Below are 15,806 nucleotides of genomic sequence, written 5' to 3' on the forward strand. Positions count from 1 at the left end.
CCGGGCCAGTAACCTAGAACCCCGCAAATGACTGGTTCCTACCCCGCCACCCGCCTGCGCCGGACGCGCGCCAGCGCTTGGAGCCGCGCGCTTCACCGCCAGACGGTGCTGACCCCGGCCGACCTGATCTGGCCGCTGTTCGTAACGGGCGGCAGCGGGGTTGAAGAGCCGATCGGCTCGCTGCCCGGCGTGTCGCGCTGGTCGGTTGACCTGATCGCGCAGCGGGCGAAAGAGGCGGCGGCGCTGGGTATTCCCTGCCTGGCGCTGTTTCCCAATACCCAGCCCGAATTGCGCAGCGAGGACGGGCGCGAGGCGCTCAATCCCGACAACCTGATGTGCCGCGCAATCCGCGCGATCAAGGATGCCTGCGGGGAGAGCATTGGCGTGCTCACCGATGTGGCGCTGGATCCCTATACCAGCCACGGCCAGGACGGTCTGGTCGATCAAGCGGGCTATGTGCTGAACGACGCGACCGTCGAGGTGCTTATCGGCCAGAGCCTCAACCAGGCCGCTGCCGGGGCGGACGTGATCGCCCCCAGCGACATGATGGACGGCCGGATCGGCGCGATCCGCGATGCCCTGGAAGACGCGGGGCACGCCAACGTCCAGATCATGTCTTATGCGGCAAAATATGCCTCGGCCTTCTATGGCCCGTTCCGCGACGCGGTCGGCAGCCGCGGCCTGCTGAAGGGTGACAAGAAGACCTATCAGATGGACCCGGCCAACAGCGACGAAGCGCTGCGCGAGGTGGAGCTGGACCTGTTGGAGGGTGCCGACAGCGTGATGGTCAAGCCCGGGCTGCCGTACCTCGACATCATACTGAAAGTGAAGGAAACTTTCGGCGTCCCGGTATTTGCATACCAGGTGAGCGGCGAATATGCGATGATCGAGGCGGCGGTCGCGGCTGGCGCGGGCGAGCGTGATGCGCTGGTGCTGGAAACGCTGACCGCCTTCAAGCGGGCCGGGTGTTCCGGGGTGCTGACCTACCATGCCGCACACGCCGCGCGGCTGCTGAATGGCTGAGTTTCGGCTGGAGACGCCGCGCCTGTTGATGCGTTCGTGGCGCGATGAAGATCTTGCTCCGTTTCACGCCATTTGCAGCGATCCCGAGGTGATGGCCACATTGGGTCCGGTCATGTCGCGTGACGAGGTTGCCGCGCTGATCGAGCGGATGCGCGGGATCGAGGCGGAGCACGGCCACTGCTTCTGGGCGCTTGTCTTGCGCCAAACAGATCAGTTGATTGGGTGGTGCGGGGTGATTCGCGGCTCGGCCGGCCCGGTCGAAGGCAAGGCAGAGTTCGGCTGGCGAATTGCGCGCGCGGCCTGGGGGCAGGGCTACGTCACCGAAGCGGCGCGGGCGGCCATAGACTGGTTCTTGGTCCACCACGACGATCCGTCGGTCTGGGCAATAACCACAGTAGGCAACCGGCGCAGCCGTGCCGTGATGGAGCGGCTGGGGATGCAGTACCGTCCAGATCTGGACTTTGACCATCCGCGGCTGGCGGCAGATGATCCGCTGTCGCCCCATGTCACCTATGAACTGCCGCGCCGCGATTGGAGCCCCGCATGACCGCGCGCCTGGCTGGGGCCCAGCGCGCCCTCTTTGTGCTGACGATCCTGACCGGCAGTTTCCTGCTGTTCCTGGTCCAGCCCTTGGTTGCCCGCCTTGCCTTGCCGCGGCTGGGCGGTGCGCCGAATGTCTGGAACAGCGCCATGCTGGTCTATCAGGCCTTGCTGCTGGCCGGCTATTTCTATGCGCATCGGCTCTCGCAGCTGCCGCTCAAGCGGCAGGGGCGGATTCATCTGGCCTTGCTGGCGGTAGCCGGTCTGACGCTGCCGATTACGTTGGCTGATCTGCCGCCACCGACTTCGGGTATGGAGATCCTGTGGGTGCCAGCCCTGCTGGCGCTGACGATTGGGCCGGTATTCTTCCTGGTTTCGGCCCAGGCCCCGCTGATGCAGCGCTGGTATGCCGCCCATCCTTCATCCGCTGAGCCCTGGGCGCTCTACGCTGCGTCTAATCTTGGCAGCTTCGGCGGTCTGATCGCCTATCCTTTGCTGGCCGAACCGCTGCTATCAGCTTCCGAGCAAAGCATTGGCTGGAGCCTGGGCTATGCCCTGCTGGTAGTGCTGGTTGGCATCTGTGCCTGGAGCCGGGCCAAGACCGCTGACGCGGCAATGCCGCAGGCAGAAGACGGCTCGGCGGTGACAGTCGGCTGGAACAAGATCGGGCTGTGGCTGGTGCTTGCTGCGGTGCCTTCTGGGTTGATGTTATCGACCACGACACACCTGACCACCGACCTTTTCGCCATGCCGCTGCTCTGGGTGATCCCGCTCGGGCTCTATCTGCTCAGTTTCAGCGTGGCCTTTGCCGACAACCGGCTGCTGGCGCGGGTCTTTACCCAGGTCGCGCCGCTGTTCGTATTGGTCGCCGGCGGCTTTGCCGCGGCCTCGAGCCATGCGGCAACGCTGGTCCCGGTGATTGGCAGCGTGTTCCTGCTGTTCATAGTCTGCGTTGCCTTGCATTCCCGGCTCTATGATGCACGCCCTGATGCGTCGCAGCTGACGCTGTTCTACCTGGTCATGTCGGCCGGCGGCGCGTTGGGCGGAATGTTCACCGCGCTGTTCGCACCGCTGCTGTTCGACTGGGTCTGGGAGCATCCGCTGCTCGTCCTCGCCGCCGCGGTGCTGCTGCCAACTTCAAGCCTGTTTGACTGGCGCAAGCTCAAAGAGGTCGATCCGCAACTCGCTCAGGTCACGGCTGCCGCAGTTCTGTCGGTGGGACTGGCGATGTGCTGGTTCATCTATCAGGCGACTACCACCGAGGGCGATCTCGAAAAGGGGCAGTACCTGCTGACGCTGGGCGTTGGCCTGCTCGGCTGCCTGATAGCGTCGTGGCGCTGGATGCTGGCCGTGCTGCTGGTGGCGCTGATGTATGCGCAAGGCGGCTGGGATACAATCGATGCCTCGCGCGAAGGCCTGCGCACGCGCAGCTACTTCGGGGTCTACACCGTGCGTGAGTTCCCGGCGCAGCGGATGCGGACCCTGGCGCACGGCACCACCTTGCATGGCAAGCAGTCGCTTGATCCCAAGCTCAGCCGTCTGCCGCTGACCTATTATGGCCCCGGCTCGGGTGCAGGAATCGCCTTTGCCAATGCCGATCGGCTGTTCGGGCCACGTGCGCGGCTGGGCGTGGTTGGTCTCGGCACCGGCACGCTCGCCTGCTATCGTCGCCCGGGCCAGACCTGGCGCTTCTTCGAGATTGACCCGGCCGTCCTCCAGCTCTCGCGCAACGGCACCTTCACCTATATTCGCGATTGCGCCCCCGATGCCCAGGTCGTGCTCGGCGATGCGCGACTGGAACTTGCGCGGGTGCCAAAGGGCGGACTGGACATGCTGGCGGTTGATGCCTTCTCATCCGATGCAATTCCGCTGCACCTCATGACTGACGAAGCGATGGGGGTCTATCTTGATGCCTTGAGCCCGCAGGGCATCCTGCTGATCCACATTTCAAACCGCTATATCGATCTGGAACCGGTGCTGGCGGCCAATGCGGCCAAGCGCGGCCTTCACGCCGTGCTGCGCGATGATGACCCATCACAGGAAATCGGCAATTACTTCACACCATCGACCTGGGTGGCGATTGCCCGCGACCCGAGCCGGATTGCGGACCTGCGCAAAGTCGATCCGTCGCGCGCCTGGCGTCCGCTCGGGCCGCCGGCGGCGCGGGCCTGGACCGATGACCACGCCTCGATCCTGCCGCAGGTGCGCTGGAATAACATGCTGGGACAAGACTGACATGACCCGATCCGATATCACCATCCTCGAGATCCATGGCAAACGGCCGCGGATTCACGATAGCGCCTTTGTTGCCCCCGGCTGCCGGATTATCGGCGATGTCGAGATCGGGCCTGATGCCAGCGTGTGGTACAATTGCGTGCTGCGCGGCGATGTTACCCGCATCGTCATCGGCGCGCGTACCAATGTCCAGGACGGCACCGTCATCCACTGCGACGGACCCATGCCGGGCCGGCCTGAAGGCTATCCCACCCTGATTGGCGATGACGTGCTGATCGGCCACATGGCGATGATCCACGGCACGGTGATCGAGGATCGCGGTTTTGTTGGCTTTGCTGCTCAGACGATGAACGGCTGCGTGATCGAACAGGACGGGATGCTGGCCGCCGGTGCGCTGCTCGCGCCCAACAAGCGGATCCCCTCGCGCCAGCTATGGAGCGGCCGTCCCGCCACTTTCATGCGCGATCTTGACGACCGGATGCTGGCCGGCCTGCAAATGGGCGTGAAGCACTATGCCGAGAACGCCAAGCACCACGCCGCGGCGCTGAATGGCCAGACCGAAGGCTGACCTGCCTTCGCCCGCCGCGATCCTGGCCCTGGCCGACGGGGAGGGACGGCTGACCTTGCGGGTCACGCCCGGCGCAAGGATCGAGACGGTTGCGATCGAAGCAGGGCGCCTGCTCGTGAAAGTCCGGGCTAAGCCCGAGGACGGAAAGGCCAATGCCGCAGTCCTCGATCTCCTGGCCAGAGCACTCGGAATTGCGACGTCAAGACTTCGCTTGTTGCGCGGCGCAACTGGCCGCGACAAGCAGGTCCAGATCGTTTCGCCCTAGGAAATCAGCCCTCCGGCGGTGATTTCAGGTGCTGCATCATGTAGCCCATGTAATCCGCCTTGCCGATCGGCAGGCCGGCGTGCCGCAGGATCGCGTAAGCCGTCATCAGGTGGAAATGGAACTGCGGCAGCGACCAGTCGCGGACATAATCCGATACCGTCAGGGCAAACGCCATGCCGTTAGGCAGGTCGAACTCGACCATTGCGGTCTCCGCCAGCGGTTCGGTCTCGTGCGCCGCTGCGATCAGCGCCCGAACCTCAGCCAGATGGGTCTGCGCTTCGGCGAAGGAGGTGTGATCGGTATCGACGCCAGCGTGACTGGCTCCAAAGGCCCGGTTGAGCGTGTTGTAGACCTGCTGGGTGGTGAAGCGCACCTGGGTGGCCAGCGGCAGCATGTCCGGCGCCAGCCGCGCCAGCAGCAGCGCCTCGCCCTGCTCGCTCGTCGCGGCCTTGTTCAGAAGGTGATCAAGGGTCGCGAGGAGCTGATCGAAGGTGGTCAGGGCCGTTTTGGCAAGGTGCATTTCAGACTCTCCAGTTTCGATTTAAAACTGGTTTAGGGGGCATTGGTGCCGGGTTCAAGGGCCCGGCGGCGTTTTGCGCAGATGCCAGGCAACCAGCACCAGCGCCAGGGCCCAACCGCTCGCCAGCCACAGGGCCAGGCCAGACCAGGCCAGCAATGCAAAGGCCCCGGCCACGGCCCCCGCAGCCAGCCCCAGCCAAAGCAGCAGCCAGTTTGCCCAGCCTTCACCACCGGTCCCGCTGACCCGCGCCGCCAGACCCTGAGCAAACCGGACCAGGGCGCCGGTCATATAGGTCAGGCCTACTGATACTTCGCCGTCGCGCTGGAAGGTGTTGTTGAGCGCGCCCATCGCAAAGACCAGCAAGCCCAGCATGGCCAGCCCGGCGCCAGTAGCATGCGCCAAAGCCGCCCCGACCAGCAGGCCGGCAACCAGCCCCAGCACCGCAACCTTGCGCCATGCCCCAGCCCGCGCCGCCAGCAGCGCGCCCACGAACACGCCCAGCACGAACCCGGCGATCAATCCGGCGGGAACAATCGCCATGGCTGGGTGGACCGCCAGGTCGACCCCGAGCCGCGTGGTGTTGCCGGACATGAACGAGACGAAATAGCCTTTGGCCGACAGGAAACCCACCGCATCGACAAATCCGGCCAGACCCGCAGCGGCGATGGCAAGGCGGCGGCGGGAGCGATCAATCGAGTTCATGGTCGGGAAGTTAGCCGCATTGCGACGGCAAGGCGAGGATCAGTCGCGCGCCATGCCTTTGGCCATGCGGCTCAGCACATCGGCCATGGCATCGCCGATCGCACGGTCAGAGAGTTCAACCGACGCGATCGCGCGGTTCATCGCTTCGGCCCACTGCTCGGCCGTGGCGCGGGTGATCGCAATGCCGCCGTGAGCGCTCATCATGCATTTGCCGGGGTTCGCCTCAAACCAGTCGCGCGGACCACCGGCCCAGCCGGCCAGGAAGAGCGGCAGTTGCGCGCGCATGTCGGACAGGTCGGTGGCGTGGACCGCGCGAAGTTCGGCATAGGCCGGATCCTGGTCCATCAAGTCATAGAACCGATCGGTGATCGCCCGCATCACGGCGTGGCCGCCGACCCGTTCAAAAGGACTGGCATCCGGACTTGCAGGGGTAGTTGCGGACATAGCTGATGCTCCGGGCGAGGTCTAACATGTCGCTCCTAGCCCCTCGGCCAGCGTGCCACTTTGATCGCCGTCAATCGCGGATCAGCGCCTTCAGGCTTTGTAGGCGGTCGGCTTCATGGGCTGGCTTGTCGCTACGAATCCGGCTGATTCGGGGAAAGCGCATGGCGACGCCAGACTTGTGCCGCTTGCTGGTATGGACCGAATCAAAGGCGACCTCGAACACCAGGCTCTTATCTGTCTCGCGCACGGGGCCGAACCGCGCCACGGTGTGGTTGCGAACATAGCGGTCGAGCCACTTCAGCTCTTCGTCGGTAAAACCGAAATAGGCTTTGCCGACAGGTAGCAGCTCGGCCCCGGCGTCGGGATCGCCGTTCCAGCAGCCGAAAGTGAAGTCTGAATAAAAGCTGCTGCGCTTACCGCTGCCGCGCTGGGCATACATGAGCACGCAATCGATCAGCAGCGGATCCCGCTTCCATTTGTACCACAGCCCAGTGCGCCGACCGGCGATATAAGGTGCATCGCGGCGCTTTAGCATTACCCCTTCGATCGCCTCATCCCGCGCCTTGGCCCGTAGTTCGGCCAATTCCTGAAAGGACTGCGCCGGAATGACGGCGCTCAGGTCGAAACGATCAGGATCGAGCCGCGGAACAAAGGCCTCAAGTGCAAGACGCCGGTCGGTCCAAGCGAGCGACCGGAGATCTTCCCCCTCGCGGATCAGCACGTCGTAGAGCCGCACGAAGGCCGGGTAGTCTGCCAGCATCGTCTTTGACACGGACTTCCGCCCCAGCCGCTGCTGCAAGGCATTGAAACTGGCGGCACCGCCTTGTTCACCGCCTTGGTGACTGCCCCGCACCAACAGCTCCCCATCAAGCACGGCGGGGATTGTGAGTGCTGCAGTGACCTCTGGGAAGGTTGCCGAGATATCGTCGCCCGAACGAGAATAGAGCCGGCTCTCGCCGTTCACGTGGACCACCTGCACGCGGATCCCATCCCATTTCCACTCGGCTGCATAGTCCGCCAGGTCGAGCACGGTCTCCTCAATCGGATGGGCAAGCATGAAAGGGCGGAACAGCGGCAGGTGCTCACCGCTCGGCGGTTCGGCCCCGTTTGCGGCCCAGTCGAACAGCGCCAGATAGGGCGGAGCCTGGCCGTGCCAGTACTCCTCAATATCGTCGATGCTGACACCAAATGCCTCGGCGAAGGCAACTTTGGCCAGCCGCGCCGAAACGCCGATCCGCATCGCGCCAGTTGCAAGCTTGAGGAGGGCATAGCGGCCATTGGCATCGAGACGATCGAGCAATCCGGCCAGCTCGTTTGCCACGGTCGTCCGCGTCATCGCACCCAACGCGGCGACGGCTTCGCTGACACTCGGCGGCGGCATGCCAGCGCTGGTCGGTTCCGGCCAAAGCAGACTGACGGTCTCCGCCGTATCGCCCACATAGTCGCGCGATAACGCGAAGAGCTCGGGATCAATCCGTTCCATGATCAGCGCACGAACTGCCCCAGCCTTGACCGCGGGAAAGTCGATTGCGCTGGTTAAAGCCGCCAGCGCCCAGCCGCGATCGGGGTCCGGTGTCTCGCGCAGATAGGCCGCAATCAGCGCCAGCTTGGTGCTGCGGCTGCGGGTATAGACCAGCGCGTCGAGGAGGGCGGCAAACTCTTCCACCGCTCAGTCATCCTCGTCCTCAAAGCCGACCAGGGCGAGCGCGCGGGCCTTGCGCTGGTTCAGGGTGCACCAGCGGAGCAGTGCATCCTCGCGGCCGTGGGTTATCCAGGTTTCGGCCGGATCGACTTCGCTGATCGTGGCGGTCAGCTCGTCCCAGTCGGCGTGATCGGAGATGATCAGCGGCAATTCGGCCATGCGCTGGCGGGCGCGGGCGCGTATCCGCATCCAGCCGCTGGCCATTGCCGTGATTGGATCGGGCAGACGGCGGCTCCAGCGGTCGGTCAAGGCACTGGGCGGGCAGATCACGATCTGGCCCGCCAAGGCGCCCTTGGGCATCCCGGCCACCAGCCGCAGCTCGCCGAGGTCTATCCCGTGCTCTTCGTAGAGCCGGCACATCCGCTCCAGCGCGCCATGAAGATAGATCGGTTCGCGATACCCCGCGCGGCGCAGTTCGGCGATCAGCCGCTGCGCCTTGCCGAGCGCATAGGCGCCGACGAGCACACAGCGCTCCGGATTGTCCGCCCGCGCCTTGAGCAGCTTGGCGATCTCTTCGCCAATCGGCGGGTGGCGAAAGACCGGCAGGCCAAAGGTCGCCTCGGTCACGAAGACATCGCACTTTACCACCTCAAACGGGGGGCAGGTCGGATCGGCCCGGCGCTTGTAGTCGCCAGTCACGATTACCCGCTCGCCCGCGTGTTGCAGCAGAACCTGCGCCGATCCAAGAACGTGGCCGGCAGGGTGAAACGATGCCGTCACGTCTCCCGCCAGTTTGATTTCTTCGCCGTATCCGACCGGAACTGCTCCGTCGGTCACGCCGTAGCGCAGGTTCATGATCGCAAGTGTCGCGGGCGTGGCCAGGGTCTGGCCATGGCCGCCGCGGGCGTGGTCGGCATGGCCGTGGGTGATGAGTGCCCGGTCAGCGGGCCGGGCGGGATCGATCCAGCAATCCGCCGGGACGATGCGGATCCCTTGCGGTTCCGCCTTTATCCAGGAAAATGCTGCGGCCATCACCGGGAAATGGCGATGGCCGCCGCAATGTTCCAGACCTGTCAGTCGGTTCCGTCGCTGCTCGGCTCGGGCGCGGTCTTGCCCTTGCGCTTGGGCGAAGGCTTTTCCGCCTTGCCCTTGGGCAGCTTGGGCGGGGCCGGGGTCAATTCAAAGGCCAGCGCATCTTCCTTGACCGTCACGTGGACCTCGCCGCCGTGGCGGAGCTTGCCGAACAGCAATTCTTCGGCCAGCGGCTGCTTGACCTTTTCCTGGATCAGGCGGGCCATCGGCCGCGCGCCATAAAGCTTGTCATAGCCACGCTCGCCCAGCCACTTGCGGGCATCGCCATCGAACTGGATGTGGACGTTCTGGTCAGCCAGCTGCAGCTCAAGCTGCAGCACGAACTTGTCGACCACCCGCGCAATGACTTCGGTGCCAAGGTAGGCGAAGGGCACAATCGCATCGAGCCGGTTACGGAATTCCGGGCTGAACATCCGCTTGACCGCCTCGTCGCCGGCATCCGCCTTGGAGACATCGCCAAAGCCGATGCCCTGCTTGGCCATGTCGCTGGCGCCGGCATTGGTGGTCATGATCAGGATCACGTTGCGGAAATCGACCGTCTTACCGTGATGGTCGGTCAGGCGTCCATTATCCATCACCTGGAGCAGGATGTTGAACAGGTCCGGGTGCGCCTTCTCGATTTCGTCGAGCAGCAGGACACAATGGGGCTGCTGGTCGACGGCATCGGTCAGCAGGCCGCCCTGGTCATAGCCGACATAGCCCGGAGGCGCGCCGATCAGGCGGCTGACCGAGTGGCGTTCCATGTATTCGGACATGTCAAAGCGCTGGATCGGAATGCCCAGGATTTCAGCCAGCTGCTTGGATACCTCGGTCTTGCCGACGCCGGTCGGGCCAGAGAACAGGAACGAGCCGATCGGCTTGTCCGGATCGCGCAGGCCTGCACGGCTGAGCTTCATGGCCGAGCTCAGCACTTCGATTGCCTTGTCCTGGCCGAAGACCACGCGCTTAAGGTCGCGCTCAAGATGCTCAAGCGCGGTACGGTCGTCCGACGAGACAGACTTGGGCGGAATGCGCGCCATGGTGGCAATCACCGCTTCGATCTCGCGCGCGGTGATGGTTTTCTTGCGCTTCGACGGCGGCACCAGCATCTGCATCGCGCCCACTTCGTCAATCACGTCGATCGCCTTGTCGGGCAGCTTGCGGTCATTGATGTAGCGCGCCGAAAGTTCGACCGCGGTCTTGATCGCGTCGGGTGTGTACTTGACCTTGTGGTGTTCCTCGAAAGCTGTGCGCAGGCCCTTCAGAATCTTGATCGTATCCTCAACCGTCGGCTCGTTCACATCGATCTTCTGGAACCGGCGGAGCAGCGCGCGGTCCTTTTCGAAGTGGTTGCGGAATTCCTTGTAGGTGGTCGAACCGATGCAGCGGATCGTCCCGCCGGACAGGGCGGGCTTCAGCAGGTTCGAGGCGTCCATCGCCCCGCCACTGGTCGCGCCAGCACCAATAACTGTATGAATTTCATCGATAAAAAGGACTGCGTGCGGCATCTTCTCGAGCTCGGAAACGACCTGCTTCAGCCGTTCCTCGAAATCACCGCGATAGCGTGTGCCGGCCAGCAGCGCGCCCATGTCGAGGCTGTAGATCACCGCCTCGGCCAGCACTTCGGGCACTTCGCCCTCGACGATCTTGCGGGCCAGGCCCTCGGCAATCGCGGTTTTCCCGACGCCGGGATCGCCGACATAGAGCGGGTTGTTCTTCGAGCGGCGGCACAGGATCTGGATCGTGCGATCGACTTCAGGGCCGCGACCGATCAGCGGGTCGACCTTGCCCGCCAGGGCCTTGTCATTGAGGTTGACGCAGAACTGGTCGAGCGCAGATTCCTTCTTGGCGTCCTTGCTCTGGGCCTTTTCCTCTTGCGCCGGGCTTTCGCTCTCGCTGCCCTTGGGTGTCTTGTCTTCGATCCGCTTGCCGCCCTTGCCGATGCCGTGGCTGATGAAGCTGACCGCATCGAGCCTGCTCATGTCCTGCTGCTGCAGGAAATAGACCGCATAGCTGTCACGCTCGGAAAACAGCGCGACCAGCACGTTGGCGCCGGTGACCGTGTCCTTGCCCGATGACTGGACGTGCAGGATCGCGCGCTGGATGACGCGCTGGAAGCCAGCCGTAGGGGCGGGATCGCCTTTCTCTTCGGTCTTGAGGCTTTGGTATTCCTGGTCGAGGTACTGGCGCACCACTTCGCCCAGTTCGGCCAGTTCCACGCCGCAGGCCTGCATCACCTGAGCTGCGTCCGGATCGTCGATCAGGGCGAGCAGCAGGTGTTCCAGAGTCGCATACTCGTGGCTGCGCTCCGACGCATTGGCGAGCGCACTGTGCAGCGTCTTTTCGAGGCTCTGGGCAAAACTTGGCATTTAGAAGCCTTCCCACGGATGGAGTGACCCTTCGATAGCCGAAGAGTGTGAACAAGGATGGTTGATCGGACCTATATGGTCAACCGGGTCAGAGCCTATATGGGATGCCGCATCGCTGCTGCGAAGGGGCACCCCGAAAATCATCAGTCCGGCCGCTTGAACAGGGCGTCGGCCGCCGCCCGATGGGCTGAAACCTTGTCCCGATGCGCCTTGATCCGCGCTATTTCGCTTTCGAGCAGCGCGATCCGTTCAGCCAGTTCATCCTGCGAAAGGCGGTCGAGCGGTTCCAGCGCCAGCTGGCTGGCGGCATCGCTGCGCGCACGGGGGCGGTCGTCATCGTCCATCCGAGGCGCAAAATCGACTTTCCTGCGCTTGCTGTCAACACGGCCAAAGGCTAGGCCGTGCGCCGGTGCTGGGATGCCAACAGGAAATGGGCAAATGGGCGGAACGTCTAGCGAAACACTGCCTGCAACGATGACCGTCATCGGCTTTGATGCGCCAGGCGGGCCGGAGGTGCTCCAGCCGCAGACCGTGCCGGTGCCGACCCCAGGCGCCGGGCAGGTGCTGGTCAAGGTGGCCTATGCCGGGGTCAACCGGCCTGACGTGATCCAGCGCCGCGGGCTCTATCCGCCGCCGCCGGGCGCTTCGCCAATCCCCGGGCTCGAGATCGCCGGCGAGGTTGTTGCGCTGGGCGCTGACGTCAGTGACGCCATGCTGGGCCAGCAGGTCTGCGCGCTCGTCGCGGGCGGGGGCTATGCCGAATATTGCCTTGCCATGGCCGATCACTGTCTGCCGGTCCCGGCTGGCATGCCGCTCGATCAGGCGGCAGCCCTGCCGGAAACGCTCTTCACTGTCTGGCACAACGTGTTCGAACGCGGCTGGGCCAAGGAGGGCGAGACAATTCTGGTCCACGGCGGCACCAGCGGGATCGGCACCATGGCGATCATGCTGGGCAAGGCCTTCGGGCTTACCGTGATCGTCACGTGCGGGGATGCGGAAAAGTGCGCCGCCGCGCTGGAAATCGGTGCTGATCATGCGATCGACTACAAGGCGAGCGACTTTGTTGAGGAAGTGAAGCGGATCACCGACGGGCAGGGCGTTGAACTGGTGCTCGACATGGTTGCCGGCGACTATGTCGCGCGCAACCTGCGCTGCATGAAGGAAGACGGCCGCCATGTGACCATCGCGGTCCAGGGCGGAATGCAGGCCGAACTCAACATGGCGGTGATCATGAGCCGCCGCTACACCCTGACCGGCTCAACCCTGCGCCCGCGCTCCAACCAGTTCAAGGCGCTGCTGGCGCAGGAAATCGCCGCCAACGCTTGGCCGCTGTTCGCTAGCGGGCAGTTGCGTCCGATCATGGACCAGGCCTTCCCGCTGGCTGATGCCGCGGCGGCCCATGCGCGGATGGAGGCTGGGGCACATATCGGGAAGATCGTGCTGAGGGTCTGACCCGAACTGACTCAATCCTTGCCGAATCCGCCGTGATCACCTAGATGACCGGGCGCACGGCCGCTCCGCAAGGGGCGGCCCTATCTATTTCTGACGGAGAATACCCGTGACTCAACCCACCCCGCTGATGCCGCATGCCACTGCTTCGTGGCTGGTCGACAACACCGCGCTGTCGTTCGAACAGATCGCCGAATTCTGCGGGCTGCACATCCTTGAAGTCCAGGCCATGGCCGATGACCTCGCCAGCTCCAAGTACACCGGGCGCGATCCGGTGCGCGCCGGCGAACTGAACATGGCCGAGATCGAGAAGGGCCAGGCCGATCCCAATTATGCGCTGAAGATGCAGAAGGCACCGGTCACGGTCAGCCGCACCAAGGGCCCACGCTACACCCCGGTGTCGAAGCGCCAGGACAAGCCCGATGGCATCGCCTGGATCCTGCGCGCGCACCCGGAGATCTCGGACGCGCAGATCGGCAAGCTGATCGGCACGACCCGCAACACCATCGCTGCGATCCGTGATCGCAGCCATTGGAACATTGCCAACATCCAGCCCAAGGACCCGGTCACTCTGGGCCTGTGCAGTCAGCGCGAGCTTGATGCGATTGTCGCCAAGGCGGCCAAGAAGGCTGGTCTGGTCGATGAGGCCGGTGACGATGCGCGCCTGGGCGATGATCGCGAGGCGCTTATCGAGGAACTGCGCGCAGAGCGTGAGGCTCAGGCCAAGGCCGCTACCGAAGCCGCGCAGGAAGCCGAAGCCGCCGCCTGGCTGGAGGCCAAGCGTGCCGCAGAAGCGGCGGACGAAGGCTGAGTCCCCAGTCCTGATCTGACTGCCGCTTGCACAGGGCGACTTGTGGCTCCACTTAAGCTGACATGAGTGTCAGCACGGCCGCCGCGTCACCTTCTCAGCCCTGGCAGGGGCATTATGCGCACCCGACTCCGTGGGATACGACCTTCCCGCCGCTGTCGGTGCCGCAGATGTTTGCGGACAGCGCGGCCCGGTTCGCCAACCGGCCGCTCGTCGATTTCATGGGCCGCAGCTTTACCTATGCAGAGCTGTGGCGCGATGCCCGGGCCTTCGCGGCCGGGCTGCAGCAGCTTGGTATCGACAAGGGCGACCGCGTCGGGCTGTTCCTGCCCAATGTGCCGATCTACGTCGCGGCCTATTACGGAGCCATGCTGGCCGGGGCGACGGTGGTCAACTTCTCGCCGCTCTATACGGCGGCCGAGTTGACGGCGCAGGTTGCGGATTCGGGCACGCGGCTGTTGGTTACGGTCGATTCATCAGCCCTGCTGCCAACGGCCGAGGCGGTTATGGCGCAATCGGCGCTGGAATGGCTGGTGGTGGGTTCGCTCGCGGGCCAGCTGCCCTGGTTCAAGGGCCTGGCCATGCGGCTGCTGGCCCGCAAGTCGCTTGCCCCGGTGCCGGAGCAGGCGCTGCACTGGGATGATCTGCTGGTCGATGCGGCACCTGCGCCGGTTACCCTCGATCCCGAGGAAGACCTGGCCCTGCTGCAGTACACCGGCGGCACCACCGGCACTCCAAAAGGGGCCATGCTGACGCACCAGAACATCACCGCCAACACCCGCCAGGTCGAGGCTATCGACCCGCGTCAGGATGAGCGCGACATGATCGTGGGCGTGCTGCCGATGTTCCATGTCTTCGCCAATATCTGCGTGCTCAATCGCACCGTGGCGCACGGCGGCTGCATCGCGATGCTGCCGCGTTTCGATGCGGGGCAGGCGCTCAAGACCCTGGCGCGGGTCAAGGCGACGGCGATCCCCGGCGTGCCGACCATGTACCAGGCGCTGCTGGATCATCCCAATTGCGGGAAGACCGATTTCAGCTCGCTCAGGGTCTGCATCTCGGGCGGGGCGCCCTTGCCGCAGCCACTCAAGCAGCGGTTCGAAGCGATGACCGGCGCGCGGTTGATCGAAGGTTATGGCCTGACCGAGACCGCCGGGGTGGCAACGGCCAATCCCTATGAGGGCGAGGAGCGCCCAGGGACGATTGGCCAACCCATTCCCGGCACCCGCATTCGTCTGCTCGACAAGGAAGACCCGTCACAGGATGCGCCCGCTGGAGAGCCTGGCGAGCTGGCGATCCAGGGTCCGCAGGTGATGCGCGGCTATTGGCGCCGGCCCGAGGCAGCGCTGGCCGCCTTTGCCGAGCGGCCCGACGGACGCTGGCTGCGCACCGGTGATGTCGCCGTGCTGGAAGCGGGCGGCTACCTGCGGATTGTCGACCGGATCAAGGACATGATCGCGGTTGGCGGCTTCAAGGTTTTCCCTAGCGAGGTCGAGGCAGTCCTGTTGCGTCACCCGGCAGTGAAGGAAGCGCTGGTGATCGGCGTGCCCGATCCCTACCGCGGCGAAGCCCCGCGGGCATATGTCACCTTGCAGGATGGCGTGACCGAGACGGGAGAGGGACTGGCCAATTGGCTCAACGCTCAGCTTGGCAAGCACGAACGGGTCGATAGCGTGGTTGTTCGCGACAGCCTGCCGAAGACAATGATCGGCAAACTTGATCGCAAGGCGCTGCGGACGGAGGTCGGGCTGGCCTAAGCCGCCCGGTCAGCCGGCGAGCGTCAGCAGCTTTTCGACGCCTTCAGCGGGGCTATCTTCGGGCTGACCCACGCCGCGCGGCGCAAAGCGGCCATCGACCTGCGCGCCCTGCTCGATCGTCAGGGCATCGTAATGGACGTCGCCGTGGATCCGCGCGGACTTCAGGATCACCAGCTCGCGGACCGAGATCGAACCGCGCACGATGCCGGCCAGACGGGCGCTCTCAGCCTTGACCGCGCCGACGATTTCGCCGGTTTCGCCCTGGACCAGCGAACTGCAGGTGACATCGCCTTCAACCTTGCCGTCGATGTGCAGGTCGGTCGAAGCCGTGACATTGCCCTTGATTGCCATATCGGCCCCAAGGACCGAGAAGGTCGATCCGCGCATGGTGTTACTGCCTGTTGCTCGCGGCG

16 protein-coding genes are annotated in these 15,806 nt (G+C 64.6%); 8 read left to right on the forward strand and 8 right to left on the reverse strand.

Features of this window, described 5'->3' with window-relative positions; translation table 11 throughout:
* Window positions 1-27 precede the first annotated feature (27 nt).
* From hemB to FRF71_RS06295, 5 genes are read left to right on the forward strand one after another with little or no spacing between them, the layout of a single operon-like run.
* Window positions 28-1,023: a porphobilinogen synthase gene (gene hemB / locus FRF71_RS06275; protein ID WP_147089755.1), complete on the forward strand. Its 996-nt coding sequence runs from the start codon at window positions 28-30 to the stop codon at window positions 1,021-1,023.
* A complete protein-coding gene (locus FRF71_RS06280; protein WP_147089756.1) occupies window positions 1,016-1,570 on the forward strand; it encodes a GNAT family N-acetyltransferase in 555 nt (184 codons plus the stop codon). Before hemB ends, FRF71_RS06280 begins: the two co-directional genes overlap by 8 nt.
* A complete protein-coding gene (locus tag FRF71_RS06285) occupies window positions 1,567-3,798 on the forward strand; it encodes a class I SAM-dependent methyltransferase (RefSeq protein WP_192900038.1) in 2,232 nt (743 codons plus the stop codon). The genes FRF71_RS06280 and FRF71_RS06285 overlap by 4 nt, the downstream gene beginning before the upstream one ends.
* Window position 3,799: 1 nt before the next feature.
* Complete coding sequence (locus FRF71_RS06290; protein ID WP_147089757.1) at window positions 3,800-4,366, forward strand: gamma carbonic anhydrase family protein; 567 nt, start codon at window positions 3,800-3,802, stop codon at window positions 4,364-4,366.
* Window positions 4,347-4,631, forward strand: a complete 285-nt coding sequence (locus tag FRF71_RS06295) for a DUF167 domain-containing protein (RefSeq protein ID WP_147089758.1) — start codon at window positions 4,347-4,349, stop codon at window positions 4,629-4,631. Before FRF71_RS06290 ends, FRF71_RS06295 begins: the two co-directional genes overlap by 20 nt.
* 4 nt (window positions 4,632-4,635) lie before the next feature.
* Here the strand turns inward: FRF71_RS06295 and FRF71_RS06300 are convergent, their stop codons facing one another.
* The 7 genes from FRF71_RS06300 to FRF71_RS06330 all read right to left on the reverse strand — a co-directional run bounded on the left by FRF71_RS06300 (window position 4,636) and on the right by FRF71_RS06330 (window position 11,723).
* On the reverse strand, window positions 4,636-5,151 hold the full coding sequence (locus FRF71_RS06300) for a DUF1993 family protein (protein WP_147089759.1): 516 nt from the start codon (window positions 5,149-5,151) through the stop codon (window positions 4,636-4,638).
* Window positions 5,152-5,205: 54 nt separating this feature from the next.
* On the reverse strand, window positions 5,206-5,853 hold the full coding sequence (locus tag FRF71_RS06305; protein WP_147089760.1) for a YoaK family protein: 648 nt from the start codon (window positions 5,851-5,853) through the stop codon (window positions 5,206-5,208).
* A 39-nt stretch (window positions 5,854-5,892) separates the two neighbouring features.
* Entirely contained in the window at window positions 5,893-6,297 is a 405-nt protein-coding gene (locus FRF71_RS06310; RefSeq protein WP_147089761.1) for a globin domain-containing protein, read from the reverse strand.
* Between the two features lie 70 nt (window positions 6,298-6,367).
* On the reverse strand, window positions 6,368-7,963 hold the full coding sequence (locus FRF71_RS06315; RefSeq protein ID WP_147089762.1) for a cisplatin damage response ATP-dependent DNA ligase: 1,596 nt from the start codon (window positions 7,961-7,963) through the stop codon (window positions 6,368-6,370).
* A gap of 3 nt (window positions 7,964-7,966) precedes the next feature.
* Window positions 7,967-8,971 carry a ligase-associated DNA damage response exonuclease gene (locus FRF71_RS06320; protein WP_192900039.1) on the reverse strand — a complete coding sequence of 335 codons (1,005 nt, stop codon included), beginning with the start codon at window positions 8,969-8,971 and terminating at the stop codon, window positions 7,967-7,969.
* A gap of 41 nt (window positions 8,972-9,012) precedes the next feature.
* Window positions 9,013-11,379 (reverse strand): ATP-dependent Clp protease ATP-binding subunit ClpA, encoded by a 2,367-nt coding sequence (gene clpA / locus FRF71_RS06325; protein ID WP_147089764.1) that lies wholly within the window; start codon window positions 11,377-11,379, stop codon window positions 9,013-9,015.
* Window positions 11,380-11,522: 143 nt separating this feature from the next.
* Window positions 11,523-11,723, reverse strand: a complete 201-nt coding sequence (locus FRF71_RS06330) for a DUF1192 domain-containing protein (RefSeq protein ID WP_147089765.1) — start codon at window positions 11,721-11,723, stop codon at window positions 11,523-11,525.
* Window positions 11,724-11,817: 94 nt separating this feature from the next.
* Between FRF71_RS06330 and FRF71_RS06335 the strand changes: the two genes are divergently transcribed.
* The 3 genes from FRF71_RS06335 (at window position 11,818) to FRF71_RS06345 (ending at window position 15,393) form a co-directional block, all read left to right on the forward strand.
* A complete protein-coding gene (locus FRF71_RS06335; RefSeq protein ID WP_238339472.1) occupies window positions 11,818-12,831 on the forward strand; it encodes an NAD(P)H-quinone oxidoreductase in 1,014 nt (337 codons plus the stop codon).
* Between the two features lie 106 nt (window positions 12,832-12,937).
* On the forward strand, window positions 12,938-13,639 hold the full coding sequence (locus FRF71_RS06340) for a DUF1013 domain-containing protein (protein WP_147089766.1): 702 nt from the start codon (window positions 12,938-12,940) through the stop codon (window positions 13,637-13,639).
* A gap of 62 nt (window positions 13,640-13,701) precedes the next feature.
* Window positions 13,702-15,393 (forward strand): long-chain-fatty-acid--CoA ligase, encoded by a 1,692-nt coding sequence (locus FRF71_RS06345; protein ID WP_147089767.1) that lies wholly within the window; start codon window positions 13,702-13,704, stop codon window positions 15,391-15,393.
* Between the two features lie 9 nt (window positions 15,394-15,402).
* On the opposite strand, the gene FRF71_RS06350 is transcribed toward FRF71_RS06345, so the two are convergent.
* A complete protein-coding gene (locus tag FRF71_RS06350) occupies window positions 15,403-15,780 on the reverse strand; it encodes a bactofilin family protein (RefSeq protein WP_147089768.1) in 378 nt (125 codons plus the stop codon).
* Between the last annotated feature and the right edge of the window lie 26 nt (window positions 15,781-15,806).

Origin of the sequence: Novosphingobium ginsenosidimutans, assembly GCF_007954425.1 — a bacterium.
Lineage (GTDB): Bacteria > Pseudomonadota > Alphaproteobacteria > Sphingomonadales > Sphingomonadaceae > Novosphingobium > Novosphingobium ginsenosidimutans.